Raw genomic sequence first — 14,523 nt, 5'->3', positions numbered from 1 at the left:
GCTCTAAATGTTAAAATATTACTTTTGACCGCATGAATAAGAAGCTTTTTGTCCTTCTCGTAGCGCTGATGAGCTTGTCTTTAATAGGCATCATATTCGTTCAGGGATATTGGATAAAAAGTACGATCGATGACAGGGAAGAACAATTCTCCTATAACGCCAAACAGGCACTAATAAAGGTTTCCGAAGAAATTCAGAATTCTGAATTTGAGCGTTACTATTTTCAGTTCAAGAATCCGGATAGTATCAATAGCACGCTAAGTGACCGCACGCTTACTGAATATTTCTACACAAACAAGGACGAAAACAGGAACGAAACTTATTTTAATTCTGAAACCATTTTAGAAGAAGATTATAAGGTTTCCTCAGGTTTTTTACAGTTTGCTGAAGATAGTATCAAGTTCACCAAAATGATCAATAAAAAGGTGACAGATATTGTTCAGGAGAATAATCTTGAAGGTGGGAATTTAAGTGCAAGGCAGAGAATTGAGCATATTGAGAGACTTTCCAGGATGGAAGAGGTGGAGAAAGATATTCTTAGATCTGCGATTTCAGAACTGGTAGTTAGAATTCCTATTCATAACAGGGTTTCGGAAGATAAGATCAGGGAATTACTGGAAGAGCAGCTTGCAGAGAGAAATTTAAAGACCGCATTTGAATTTGGGATCTTCAATAATTCCATAGCCACTACGGTACATTCAGAGAATTTCAGTCTGGATCACCCGGCAACTTACGCAGTTCCACTTTTTGTAGATTCTGCAGGAAGAAGCGGTTATCAATTACTGGTAAATCTTACGAACAGAAAAGAGGCAGTTCTTTCTTCGGTTATATTAATGGCTTGTCTGTCGATCATTTTTACATTGATCATTGTGATCGCTTATTCAAGTGCTTTATCACAGTTGATTAAACAGAGACAGATTTCGCAGATCAAGACGGACTTTATCAACAATATGACGCATGAGTTCAAGACTCCTATTGCGACGATAAATCTGGCTCTGGACGCGATCAAGAATCCGAAAGTGATCGAAGATAGTTCTAAGGTGAATAGATACTTACAGATGATCAGGGATGAGAATAAGAGAATGCACGCCCAGGTTGAAAACGTTCTAAGGATTTCGAAACTGGAGAAAAACGAGCTGGATCTTAAGAAGGAAAGACACCAGTTGCACGATATTATTCTTGATGCCATCACGCATGTAGAGCTAATTATAGAAGACCGTGGCGGTTATGTACAGACCCATTTTGGAGCTTTACGCTCTTCGGTTCTTGCAAATCAGGATCATTTTACGAATGTTGTTGTAAATATTTTGGATAACGCGATCAAATATTCAGAAGAAGCGCCGAAGATCGATATTTATACTACGAACGTTAAGAATTATATCTATTGTGAAATAAGAGACCAGGGAGTTGGAATGACTAAACTGGTTCAAAAGAAAATATTTGAAAAATTTTATCGTGAACATACCGGTGATATCCATAATGTAAAGGGTCACGGACTTGGATTGGCTTATGCCAGACAGATCGTGGATGACCATCATGGACAGATAACCGTAACCAGCGAAAAAGGGAAGGGTAGTACCTTCATCATTAAATTACCACTAATATCTTAAAATATGGAAACTGAAAACAAAAAAATTCTATTAGTAGAGGATGATCCAAATTTTGGAACTGTCCTTAAAGACTACCTTGCGATGAACGATTACGAGGTGACTCACGCCAAAAATGGTATGGAAGGATTCGAGAAATTCAAAAAAGATGATTTCGATCTTTGTATCCTGGATGTGATGATGCCTTATAAAGATGGTTTTACTCTTGCTAAAGAGATTCGTGAGAAGAACGAAGAAGTGCCGATCATCTTTTTAACGGCTAAAGCCATGAAAGAAGATGTATTAAAAGGTTACAAGGTTGGAGCAGATGATTATCTAAACAAACCTTTTGATTCTGAAGTACTTTTAATGAAGATCAAGGCGATCATGCAGCGTAAAGCTACAGATAGCGTTGCAGATTCTAAACAATTTGAATTCGAAATTGGTGGTTTCCACCTGAATTCAAAACTTAGATTCTTAACTTTTAGAGATGAAGAGCCTCAGAAGCTTTCTCCAAAAGAAAACGAATTATTAAGACTACTTGCTCTGCATGAGAATGATCTGATGCCTAGAGAGCTAGCCTTGACTAAGATATGGAGAGACGATAACTACTTTACTTCTAGAAGTATGGATGTTTATATCGCCAAATTAAGAAAGTATCTTAAGAAAGATGAAAATGTGGAAATTCTGAATATCCACGGTGAAGGTTTTAGACTTGTTATAAAAAACAAGGAAGAGACCGAAGCATAATACAAATTATTCAGTTTCCGGGATGTGCTGCATCATAACGCTCGTTATGATGCGGTATCATTTCTCGTGATAGGCTTTTCGAGCTATCGAAAAGTTTCTTTAACTACGGAATTTTACTTACCGCCGCATTCTTAACATGAAAATAAGAGCGGTTTTCTTACAATATGTATCTTTACGGCATTCCATAAAATGCCCTAGATTGATAAATGCAGCAGATATACCCTACCATAAGAGTTCTTTTCTCAGAAAAGTCTGCATTAGCTTATTCCTAATTTTATTTTTTAGTAGCAATAGTTTTGGGCAGGATCCATCTCAGACAGTTCCTTCCTATAATTGGCTGAATAAAGTTGACCTTGTTGATCAGACTTTAACGAGCTTAGATACTGACGAAATTCCTATTAGTATTGATGTATCACCAGATAACTTTCTGTACATATTAACCTTCGGAAATGGAATTCAGAAAAGAAATTCCGATGGTACAATCGTTAGATCTAATTTTATAAATGGACTTAGTAGTCCGCTGGATTTCGTAATTGATAATGAAGGCTTTTTTTATGTTGCAGATTATTCTGAAGATAGTTCTTGTTCCGAGAACGGTAAAATAAAGATTTTCGAGCCTGGTGGCAATTTAGATAGAATTATATACACCGGACTTTATCGACCACTCGGAATTGATGTAGATAGTGAAGGTAATATATATGTAGCTGAATATAACCCTCCTGGTAATGGTTGTGAAGGTGATGAACTTAGCAGAGTAAGCGTCTACAATCAAAACGGGGTTAGAATTGCACAAAATAAAAGCGTAATACGACCATATAGAATTGCTGTTAGTGCAGAAAAGAAGGTTTATTTGAGTCAGGAAGGTGGAGATGATCCCGCAGTCTTGACTTTAGATAGCAATTTAGATATAACTGGTTCGTTACCGAATGTTCAATCCCCCGGAAGTATAAATATAGATTCATTTGGTTATATACATGTAGTTGAGTATGCAGGTAGAATTGACTTCAGTCAATTTATAAATTTTGAAAATTTAAGGTTTGGAGAAATTCAGGATATTGCTGAAGAGATAGATGATGGGATAGATGATAATTCTTATTTCATCAGAATTTATGATCATACTGAAAATTTTGAAAGAAACGTAACGGAAAGAATTGAATTTCCCGTTGATCTTGCTTTTGGTAATTGTGACCGAATGTATGTTGACAATGCTTATGCTGATGGTAGAAATACAATATTCGGGTATTTACCGGAGGAATTTGAATTTGACCTCGAAATTTACAAGCGAACTCCAGGTTTTGATGAGGAAGATCCAATAATTAATTGTCCTGAGAATTTAGTGTTGGAAATTGCTGAGGGAGAAAATGAGGTTGAGGTCACTTATTCGATACCAATTGCTACAGATCAAAATAATGTTGAGGTAGAAATTATTGCCGGGCCGGAATCGGGTGAGCGTAAAACCGAAGGTGTTTATAATGTCGTATTTGAAGCTACAGATCTTTGTGGAAATAAAGCCAGGTGTACTTTTAAAATTACTGTTAATGGCTCTGAAATTGAAGACACACCACCAGAATTCGAGAATTGCTCACCAAATATAACTGAAAATAACGATCCCGGTGAATGTGGAGCCGTAGTAACATTTGATACTCCAAGGGCAAGTGATGAAAGTGGAAATGTTGAAGTCACAAGAGTCGACGAAAATACAGACCTGGTTTCAGGAAGTTTGTTCCCTGTTGGAACTATAACGATCACCTTTCAGGCAAATGATGAAACAAACGATCCGGTCGAATGCAGTTTTGATATTATTGTAGAAGATAACGAGAACCCCAAATTTCTAAGTTGTCCAACAAACATTAATGAAACTGTACCATTTGGGGAGTCTGGAAAAGTAATTAATTACGATAATCCAACCTTTGATGATAATTGTCCCGGTACGACTATCATACAGAATGCAGGTCTACCAACAGGGTCTGAGTTTCCAATAGGCTCTACTACAAACACCTTTGAAATCACAGATAAGATTGGGAATACTGCGACTTGTAGTTTTAATGTTACGATCACTGAGCAAGCAGAGGACACACCACCAGTTTTCGACAATTGCTCACCAAATATTACTGAAGAAAACGATCCTGGAGAATGCGGTGCGGTTGTCAATTTCGATCTTCCTACGGCAAGTGATGAAAGTGGTTCTTTGGCGGTAACAAAAATTGATAATTCTGGATTGAATTCCGGAGATTTATTTCCCGTTGGAAGGACAACAATCACTTTCCAGGCAAATGATGGAACAAATGATCCGGTTACATGCAGTTTTGATATCGTAGTTCAGGATACTGAAGCTCCAAATATCACCTGTCGATCTGACTTTTCAGTTCCCTCGGAACCAGGTCAGAACTTTGCAATTGTAAATTTTAATACACCCAGTGCTACCGATAATTGTGGGATTGAATCTGTTCTACAAACTCAAGGTTTAGCTTCAGGATCACAATTTAACGTAGGTTCTCATACTATCACATTTGAAGCTACAGATTTAAATGGTCTTACTTCAGACTGCAGTTTCGAATTTGAAGTGCAGCCCCCAAACCTGGCACCTTCAATTGAGTGTCCTAATGATATTTCTGTTACCAATGACAGCGGAATTTGCGGGGCAGTAGTAGAATTTGAAGAACCGACTGTGACCGATCCTGAAGGTGATGAGCTTACAATGACCCGGACAGATGATACCGGTCTAAATTCAGGCGATATATTTCCGGTAGGAACAACCACGCTATCTTATGAGGTTTCTGACGGAATTAATGATCCTGTCACCTGTAGGTTCACTATTACTGTTGAAAGTACAGAACAACCTAATTTCATTTCCTGTCCCAATGATATTTCAGAATTGTTGGACGCCTCAGAAACTGGTAAAATCATCACATTTGATTCTCCAGAATTTGAGGATAACTGTTCAGAAGCAGAATTGTTTCAAACTGAAGGACCTTCGTCTGGAGAGTTTTTTGAGCTTGGTGAAACTGAAGTCCGATTTGAGTTACGAATTAATAATACGGTGGTAGATCAGTGCTCCTTTTCAGTTAATCTAGTCCGCCAGACCGCGACCTTTCAATGTATCGAAACCATTACGGTAAATATTGGTGAAGACGCTCAGAATTCATCAGTTACAGAAATTCCAACTTCTGACTTTATTCTGTCTGATAGCTCTAATCTTGATTTTGAACTAAATGTTCAGCAATTCACGTGCGAGGATATCGGAACTCTTGACCTGCCCATTCGAGCTACAGATAGGGAGACCGGAGAGGAGTATTCCTGTACTGTAGAAGTAACCGTTCGCGATGTTGGCGCACCTCTTATTATTTGTCCGGCAGGTAAACAGGAGCGGGAGATCCCGGCGAATGCAAATTTCGTACTACCTCAGATAGCCGACCGCCTGAGCATTATAGACAATTGCGCAGATTTCGAGGACCTGGAGATCATTCAGGATCCGCCGGAAGGAACTTTATATGCCAACGCCGGGGATTATATAGTAATGATCACAGCCACCGATCCTGCTGGAAATACTGAAGAGTGCCAGGTAACCTACAGATTAACTCTGGAAGAGGAGCCTCAGGAATTTGCGCTTAACTGTCCGCAGAATGAAAGTGTGATCAAAGCCGATGATAACTGTGAATATATAGTACCTGATTTTTCAAATACTATCATTTACTCACCTGCTAATGCGAATTTCTCCCAATCTATAGCACCAGGAACGAGAATAGAACAGTCAACGAGCATTGAAATCAACGTAAGTTTTAATGGAGAATTTGACTCCTGTACATTTGATCTGGTTCTAAAAGACAATACTTCGCCAATGCTTAGTTGTCCTGAGGATCGAATGATTGTAGTTGCAGAAGGTGAAAGTATCGCAATTCCGGACTATCGTGGCGAATTGGAGGTTAGTGACAATTGCGGGTTGGCAGAGATCATTCAGGATCCGGCACCTGGTACGCAAATTTCAGAAGATACCGAGGTGAGTTTTATAGCTTTTGATATCTCTAATACTAACAATGCTTCAGAATGTAGTTTCATGTTGACCTTAGCTGTCGATACAGAAGGAAACGATATTCCTATTGCGAACGAGGATTTCTATTCCACACCCGTCAATACAACCTTAAATATTTCTGCGGAAGAAGGAGTTCTGGCCAATGATATGGATGCAGATGGAGATGAACTAACCGCCACGCTTGTTGAAAATGTTACTAATGGAACTCTTGAGTTCGAATCTGATGGGTCTTTTGTCTATACTCCAGATGACGGATTTATTGGTGATGACAGTTTTACATATTATGTTTTTGATGGTTTTACTGAAGTTGAAACGACAGTTACCATCAGTGTTGTGCCAGTAGACACTGGAGGATTTCAGTGCGTGGAGACTTATGTTATCGAACTGGATGAAAATGGTACAGCACTGCTCCAGATTAACGAATTGTACACTGGCGACGCTTCAGAAGTCACTTTTAGCCTTGATCAGGAGATTTATGACTGTGATGACCTTGGAGCTAATCAGGTCACACTAAGCTACTCAGGAGCGGAAAATGGTTCTTGCGTCATTAATATAGAAGTGGTTGACCGAATCAAACCCGAAATTGAACTTCAGAACATTGGTATCGATCTTGATCTTTCCGGAAATGCAACAATTACTCCAGAAGATGTGATCGTGAGTTTTAGTGATAACTGTGACAATGATCTTAGCTATGAATTAAGCCGAAGTACTTTTAGCTGCAAGGATCTAGGATGGAACGAGATCAACGTGATTGCAACCGATGCTAGTGGAAATTCCACTACAACTGCTGTAGAAGTACAGGTTTTTGCTGAAAGCGGAATTTGCAATGGCACTACGGAAGGTTCAGAATATATCTTTATTTATCCCAATCCAAACCAAGGTAGTTTTAAAGTAGCAACCCCATTCGATGTCACTATATCCAGGATCGAAGTATTCGATCACCGTGGGAGATTTATCACCGGGAAAGATTTTGCTCCAAACGTTGGGGAATATGCAATTAGCACTGGGCCATTGCAGGAAGCGGTGTACGTGGTCAAAATGATTACCAACGAAGGTGAAAAAACTAAGCGATTTATTATTAAGAATTGATCTTTTCCTGCAGGTGTGCTGCTATCAAATCGAAATTGGTAGTGCGATCAAACCAGGTAATAGTTTCATCTTTTCTAAACCAGGTTAATTGTCTTTTAGCAAATCTTCGGGTATTCTTTTTAATTTCAGAAACAGCAGTTTCCAAATTCCATTCCTCATCAAAGTAAGCGAACAGCTCTTTGTAACCAACCGTATTCAAAGCATTGTATTTTCTGGAAGGATATAGTTCTCGAGCTTCTTCTAATAGTCCATTTTCGATCATTAGATCCACCCTTCGGTTAATGCGGTCATATATTGCTACTCTTTCCGCAGTAAGACCAACAGATATCGTTTCAAAATTCCTGGCATTCTTTTTCTTCTTCAGAAAAGATGAAAATGCTTTTCCGGTGCCTATACATATTTCTAAAGCACGAATAAGGCGATGTGGATTTTGAACATCGGCTACCGCATAATATTCCGGATCCATCTGCTGTAATTTTTGCTGAAGTGATAGCAGACCTTGATTTGACAATTCTTCATTCAGTTCAATACGAATACTGTCATCTACTTCGGGAAAATGATCGAGCCCTTCCACCACAGCTTTGGTGTAGAGTCCGCTGCCGCCTACCATTACCACCACATGATGTTCTTGGAAAAGTTCATCTAGTTTCGCCAATGCTTCCCTCTCGAAATCTCCGACATTGTAATCTTCAGTAATTGATCTGTGCTGAATAAAATGGTGATTGACTGCTGCAAGTTCTTCCGGTTCGGGCACAGCTGTTCCAATGGACATTTCTTTATAGAATTGCCGTGAATCTGCCGACAGAATTTCAGTATCGAAAAGCTTCGCAACTTCGATCGAAAGCGCAGTTTTCCCAATGGCAGTAGGACCAACGATATTGATAAGCATTTTAGTCATTCAATTCGTATCCACAACTATGGCAGTATTCCGCATCGTCCAAATGCTTTGTTTCATTACAATTTGGGCAAGCCTGCGTATTTTTTGGAGCATCGGTAGCCTTGCTGTATTCTGCACTCACGATACCGGTAGGAACGGCGATAATTCCGTAACCTGTGATCATAATTAGTGAAGCGATCAATCTTCCCACTGGCGTGACCGGAGCTATATCACCAAATCCAACCGTAGTTAAGGTTACGATACACCAGTAAATTGAAAGAGGGATATTATTAAATCCGCCATTCTCACCTTCAACAAGGTGCATTAACGTTCCGGCTATGATACAAATGATCAAGACAGCGAATAAAAAAACAAGAATCTTAGCTTTGGAATTCTTCAGCGCAGAGATCAGTTTTTGAGACTCTCCAACATAACGGGTAATTTTTAGCACCCTGAAAACCCTTAGTAAACGTAATGCTCTAATGGCAAACAAAAGGTTGGCGCCTCCAAACAGGAACCCGATATAACTAGGTAAGGTAGAAAGCAGGTCCACCATTCCGAAGAAACTAAAGATATAACGCTTCGGTTTATTGATCGTTATGATCCTTAGAACATACTCGATGGTAAAGATCACCGTAATCACCCATTCAGCAATATAGAATTCGGTTGCGTATTTAACCAGCATCCATGAGACGCTTTCCATCATTACTAACGCAACGCTAATAAGAATAACCAGCAAAATAGCCACATCGAAGGTTTTACCAGCCGGAGTATCGGCTTCGTAAATTACCTCATGCAGTTTGCGTTTCCAATCTGGAAGTTTCTCTTTATTATTCAAAATCTACGTTTCATAGGTTCTAATTTAGCTATTTTCCTCGAGTACAATGAGCGACTGACTTTGAACTGTCATCAATTCATTAAAGAATTTTTTGAGTCCGTCGTAGTACTCCGGCGTATAGAGCGTTTGGGAAAGCGTCATACGGCATTGAACCATGACTACATTTTCAGAAAAACTAATGGCATTAAATATCAAAGCTCCTCCGTTCCCCGGTAACCTGATGGCCTTTTGCTCCGGAAGTTCTTTTACTGAATAACCTTCAGGAATATGAATTTCTGCGGAATAGCTAAAAGCATTCCTATATCCGAAGTCGATAGGATAGGTACGCTCATCCAGGTTAAAAGGATTCTTTTCGAAAAACTGAAAGCTGAAGGGGTTCAAATAGATAAGATCATTGATCTTCTGACTTACATTTTCAAGCGTGTATTCGATCTGGAGTCCGTTTTCAACATCATCAAGGTTTTCTACCGCGATATCTGTAGATCTCGTGAATTGCTGAGCTTTAGAAAGGTCGAGGAATATCTTGTCTTTACCGTTTTCCTTAATCTTATTTCTGAAATTCACCGCATGGTATCCGCTTAAATGCTGATTAGATGTTCCAGACGCCGTACCATCCTCGTGCACTTTTAAAGAATCTCTAAAAGCATAATTACTGAAGTCATTTGGTTCGATCGACATCCAGTCACTGGAACCATCCAGGTTTACTTTACGCGCATAAGTATTCAGAGCGCGAAATGGAAGTCGGCCAAAATCCAGTTGCTCATCGGTTAGATCAAGATTATACTCCTTTTCGTCTATTTTTAGCTGAATGAAGAAGTAATTGTATTCTGAAACTGCAGGGTGAACTCTTGGAGCGAAACCGTTTCTTCTGGTAGAAGCCAGCACAGGAAACACATTGAATTCTTCGGAAGCATAGACATTATGCAACAGGCTATTGATCGCAAGCACACTTCCGGACTTACTGTCAACGATATCTTTGATGTTCATATCACCATGGATATCATATTCGCCATTCCACTTGTAATTCTCCTGAATAAAATAGTAGATCTTTTTTGCTTTTTCGAGCGTATTTGGAAGACTGCTAATTGCTTCGGGAAGTACATCCTTTACGGCATTATCTCTTTTCCACTGTTTTCCCCAGTTGCTGGAAGTTCTAATCTCTTTATCTGCATCATCCCAGGTTAGGGTGTATTTACGTTCAAAACCATCGGTTCTGGTGATCTGCTTCAATTCATACTCGATCTTGGCGATATAATTATCTTCGCTGGTCATGTAGTCTTCCTCGATAAAAGCAGGAATATCCTTCATCACATACAAAGTCTCTACGCAACCTGCCATGGATGAGGTAATACCAAAACTTATACAATGTTCGATTAACTTATCTTCATGTTTATGAAGTTTCCTTCCTCCGGTAAGCGTGGTGTGGTATTCATAATTTCCAGGAATCTTCGACGTGAACTGCGAATGCATTTTTGGAATATCCTCCTGAAATTCCCAGGTTCTGAAATTGAATGTAAACGGGGAAACGATCTTATATGAAAACTGAATAACATCTCCCGGTTCTACATCTGGAAAAGCAAAAGAAAACTCATTGTAGTACTTGTGCTCGCTTTCGAAAGTAGCCGATGTTTCTACTTTCCTCTTTACGATACGACCGTTCACTAATTTGAAGGTATGGGCTTTAAGATCTTTTAATTCCTTGACCTTGCCGCTCTCTCTGCTCTTGCCCAATGGTACTTTAATAGTTGCATAGTCAATTCCCTGCTTATCCAGGATCTTGATCTTCGCCTTATAATTGGTTACCAGATCGTGATCCTCATCTGGATCAAATTCAGTAAAACCAGACTCGTAGATATAAACAGCATGCGCCGTGGTGTCTGGGGCGTAATTAGTTGCTAAAAGGTCTTCTCTTGATACTTCAAATTCTTCAGTAGAATAGTTAGAATTCTGTGCAGGAACAAAGCTGATACATAATAAAAATACCAGCGTAAAAAATTTACTCATGAATGGATAATTGGATGATTTTAAATTGATGCTTTTTCCTTAAAAAGCTTTGGATAATATGTTCAGCATCACGGTTATTATTCATGGGTGTAATAATAGACCTGATGATGTCCAGATTGTTGATCTGGTGATTTAGATTGAAGTAACCTACGCCTTTAAATTCGCCATCCTCGATCAATAAAGCGCTTTTTTCATCAACTTCTCTTCCACGACCTACCAATAGCATATCCTTGTTTTCGTAAGAATAGCGATCAATAAGTTCACGCACTCGTTCATTATAGGTTTCCGGTTGTTCCTCTTCCACGCAGGCACCGTGGCAACTTTTGATAGTATACGCAAAGCAATTTCCATTGCCCCCGTGTAATCCAGATAATCTTTCACACAATTCATATTCCTCCACCCATTTGGTTAAAGAATTCTTCGCAGAACGCAAAGAACTGAAGGTGGTGATGCGATCCCTGGAACTTACAGCCTTGCCGATTTTTAAATTGATATAACCTTTTTCGTCTACTGAATGATATAAAGCATGGCTGAAAATATCTCTTTTTAAAGCCCGGTTATATTTAGGTTTTATCTGTTTTATTTCCTGGTTCTCTTTTAACAGTGCAATGAGCTCATTGCCGGTAAGTTCAAAAGATACTGAAGCTACCTTTTTCTGCATTTCCCGCGACTTTGGATTGTCATTGGTAAAATGCTGATTTACTCTTTTCCTGATATTTCTCGATTTCCCAACATAGATGATATCTCCATTCTCATTATGGAAATAATAAACACCGGTTTCTGAAGGAAGTTCTTCCAGGATAAAAACCAGCTTTGTGTCAAGATTCTTTTTTGGTTCTTTTCGTACATGCTCCTTCATAATGTTTTTTTCGACATCTTTCGCAAGAAGCATCTTAAATAATTTAATAGTCGCCTGTGCATCGCCTGAAGCCCTGTGACGATCACTTAAAGGAATCCCCAGCGATCTTACCAGCTTGCCTAAACTATAAGAAGGCTGACCGGGAATTAATTTCTGAGAAAGTTCTACGGTGCAAAGACTCTGGCGTTCGTATTCGAAGCCGAGTCGTCTAAATTCAGTTCTTAGAATCCGGTAGTCGAATTTAGCATTATGCGCGACCAGGATACAGTCTTTAGTGATTTCTACGATTCGTTTAGCTACTTCATAGAACTTAGGAGCATTCCGTAGCATATCATTATTGATCCCGGTTAAATTAACAACGAACGGCTGAATAGGCTGTTCTGGATTTACCAGGCTAATGAATTGATCCACGACCTTAAGGCCATCGAACTTATAAATTGCTATTTCGGTGATTCCTTCCTCATTGTATTTCCCACCGGTGGTTTCTATGTCTAGTATAGCGTACAAATACTCTCTCCTCTTATTTTAATTATAGTTGCGTTCTCCAAAGATGCTGCTGCCAATTCTTACCATGGTAGAACCGCAATCCACGGCAATTTTATAATCACCGCTCATACCCATAGAGACCTCTTGAAGTTCAGGGAAATCCTGGCTAAAATCCTCGAAAGCGGACTTCAAACGATCAAATTCTTCGCGGACCTGTTTCTCATCTTCAGTAAATGTTGCCATTCCCATCAATCCAACGATATTCACATATTTCATTTCGGCGTAAGCTTCAGATTCCAGGATTTCACGAGCTTCCTGCCTGCTGATCCCGAATTTTGAATCCTCTTCAGCGATCTTTATCTGTAATAAACAATCGATAGAACGTTCATTCTGTTTCGCGCGTTTGTTGATTTCCTTTAATAATTTCAGGCTATCCACCGCGTGAATCAGGTTCACATAGGGTGCCATGTACTTCACTTTATTGCGCTGTACGTGACCAACCATATGCCATTCGATATCTTTGGGAAGTTCTTCCCACTTATCGGTCATTTCCTGGATCTTGTTCTCTCCAAAAATTCGTTGACCAGCTTCGTAAGCTTCCATAAGATCCTCGTTAGGCTTAGTCTTTGAGATAGCGACCAGCTTCACATCTTCAGGAAGTTCACTTCTGTACTTTTTTATATTTTCTGAAACACTCATCCTTTATAACTTTAATTAAGGATATAAAATCCCTGGTAGGGCAGGTTGGTTATTGCGCTGAAGTCAAAATTCATAAATGGTAAGACCACTTCGCAATTTCGGCTCAATATAAGTACTTTTTGGCGGCATGGTCAAATTTTCATCGGCAATTTGCTTGATTTCTTCGATACCGGCAGGTAACATTCCAAATCCGACTTCAAATTCCCCGCTATCTACCCTTGTTTTTAATTCAATTAGATCATTGCGACCATGAATATACGCGATGCGTTTGTCGTAACGAAGATCCTCAATTCCCAGAATAGGCTTCAGAATCTTCTCATACAAAATATAGGAATCCAACTCACTTAGTGAATCTGTAAACTTCGCGTTATGCTTCCGAAGATATAAAGAATAGAATTCGCCATCCAGGTACATATTAAAATGATGCTTTTTGGAAGGTTTGTAAATATCGATCCCTCGATTTTCTATTCTGAACCATTCGTCAAGCAGGATCAGGAATTCTTCTTTTGAATGTCCGTTCAGGTCTTTTATGAGTCGGCTGAATTCGAAAATTCGAAGGTTGCTTTCAGAGATGAGGTAGCTCATAAAGAAATTATAGGCTTCTTTTCCTGTATGATCAGGGTTTTGATCTCTGCTTTCCTTAGCCAGTAACCAGGAAGATGCACTACGATGATGACCATCTGCAATATATAATTGTTCGATCGCAGCAAATTGTTGCCTGATCCTCTCGATGTTTTCTGGCTCGTCGATAAGCCAAAGCGAATGGATTTCTTTATTTGCCGTTGCAAATTCATATTCTGGCCTTGATCTCATTCTTTCCTCCAGCAACTCATTGATCACGGGATCATCTGGATAGGTAAGCAGTACCGGTTCTGTATTAAAGCCAACGACCTTCAGATATTCTTTAAATAATTCTTCACGGTGCGCTATGGTATCTTCATGCCGTTTGATGATGTTGTTTTCGTAATCTTCAACACTTGCCGCTGCAATGATTCCGCAGCAATCCCCATCACGGGTATGAATCTTATAAATATAATAGGAGGGAAGTTCGTCCTGTATAAAAGTACAGTCTTCGCGAAACTCGAGGTAACGGTTCTTGACCATTCCAAATCGCTTTTCACCGCCAATTTCATGCTGAAATTTATACCCGGGATTTATGATGTGTAGAAATGAATAAGGATTGAATTCCAGCTGAGCCTTCAATTCCTCCTCATTATAATCCTCATATGAACGGGATGCGACAAGCCCGGCAAATTCTCTTGCCGGGCGAACCGCTTTAAAAGGTAGTATTTTTGTCAATTTTAA

Annotated in this window: 9 protein-coding genes; 3 read left to right on the top strand and 6 right to left on the bottom strand. The window is 39.4% G+C overall.

Annotated elements, in window-relative coordinates; all coding sequences use genetic code 11:
* Positions 1–32: 32 nt before the first annotated feature.
* The 3 genes from JM79_RS11805 (at position 33) to JM79_RS11795 (ending at position 7,455) form a co-directional block, all read left to right on the top strand.
* Entirely contained in the window at positions 33–1,610 is a 1,578-nt protein-coding gene (locus JM79_RS11805) for a HAMP domain-containing sensor histidine kinase (protein WP_141878339.1), read from the top strand.
* A gap of 3 nt (positions 1,611–1,613) precedes the next feature.
* Positions 1,614–2,336, top strand: a complete 723-nt coding sequence (locus tag JM79_RS11800) for a response regulator transcription factor (protein ID WP_026914972.1) — start codon at positions 1,614–1,616, stop codon at positions 2,334–2,336.
* A gap of 199 nt (positions 2,337–2,535) precedes the next feature.
* Positions 2,536–7,455, top strand: a complete 4,920-nt coding sequence (locus tag JM79_RS11795; protein WP_185739492.1) for an HYR domain-containing protein — start codon at positions 2,536–2,538, stop codon at positions 7,453–7,455.
* Here the strand turns inward: JM79_RS11795 and miaA are convergent.
* The 6 genes from miaA to JM79_RS11765 form a co-directional block, all read right to left on the bottom strand.
* Positions 7,445–8,353, bottom strand: a complete 909-nt coding sequence (miaA, locus tag JM79_RS11790) for a tRNA (adenosine(37)-N6)-dimethylallyltransferase MiaA (RefSeq protein ID WP_141878337.1) — start codon at positions 8,351–8,353, stop codon at positions 7,445–7,447. The two genes, JM79_RS11795 and miaA, sit on opposite strands and share 11 nt — an antisense overlap.
* Positions 8,346–9,170 (bottom strand): ion transporter, encoded by an 825-nt coding sequence (locus JM79_RS11785; protein ID WP_141878336.1) that lies wholly within the window; start codon positions 9,168–9,170, stop codon positions 8,346–8,348. The genes miaA and JM79_RS11785 overlap by 8 nt, the downstream gene beginning before the upstream one ends.
* A 24-nt stretch (positions 9,171–9,194) precedes the next feature.
* Positions 9,195–11,174 (bottom strand): DUF3857 domain-containing protein, encoded by a 1,980-nt coding sequence (locus JM79_RS11780; RefSeq protein WP_141878335.1) that lies wholly within the window; start codon positions 11,172–11,174, stop codon positions 9,195–9,197.
* Positions 11,167–12,540, bottom strand: a complete 1,374-nt coding sequence (locus JM79_RS11775) for an exonuclease domain-containing protein (protein WP_141878334.1) — start codon at positions 12,538–12,540, stop codon at positions 11,167–11,169. Before JM79_RS11775 ends, JM79_RS11780 begins: the two co-directional genes overlap by 8 nt.
* Positions 12,541–12,558: 18 nt before the next feature.
* Positions 12,559–13,218 (bottom strand): YggS family pyridoxal phosphate-dependent enzyme, encoded by a 660-nt coding sequence (locus tag JM79_RS11770; RefSeq protein ID WP_141878333.1) that lies wholly within the window; start codon positions 13,216–13,218, stop codon positions 12,559–12,561.
* 63 nt (positions 13,219–13,281) lie between these two features.
* Complete coding sequence (locus JM79_RS11765; RefSeq protein WP_141878332.1) at positions 13,282–14,517, bottom strand: DUF1015 domain-containing protein; 1,236 nt, start codon at positions 14,515–14,517, stop codon at positions 13,282–13,284.
* Positions 14,518–14,523 lie beyond the last annotated feature (6 nt).

The organism is Gramella sp. Hel_I_59 (assembly GCF_006714895.1).
Taxonomy (GTDB): Bacteria; Bacteroidota; Bacteroidia; order Flavobacteriales; family Flavobacteriaceae; genus Christiangramia.
The sequence above is the reverse complement of the archived record's forward strand: the minus strand, read 5'-3'. Positions and strand labels throughout refer to the sequence as shown.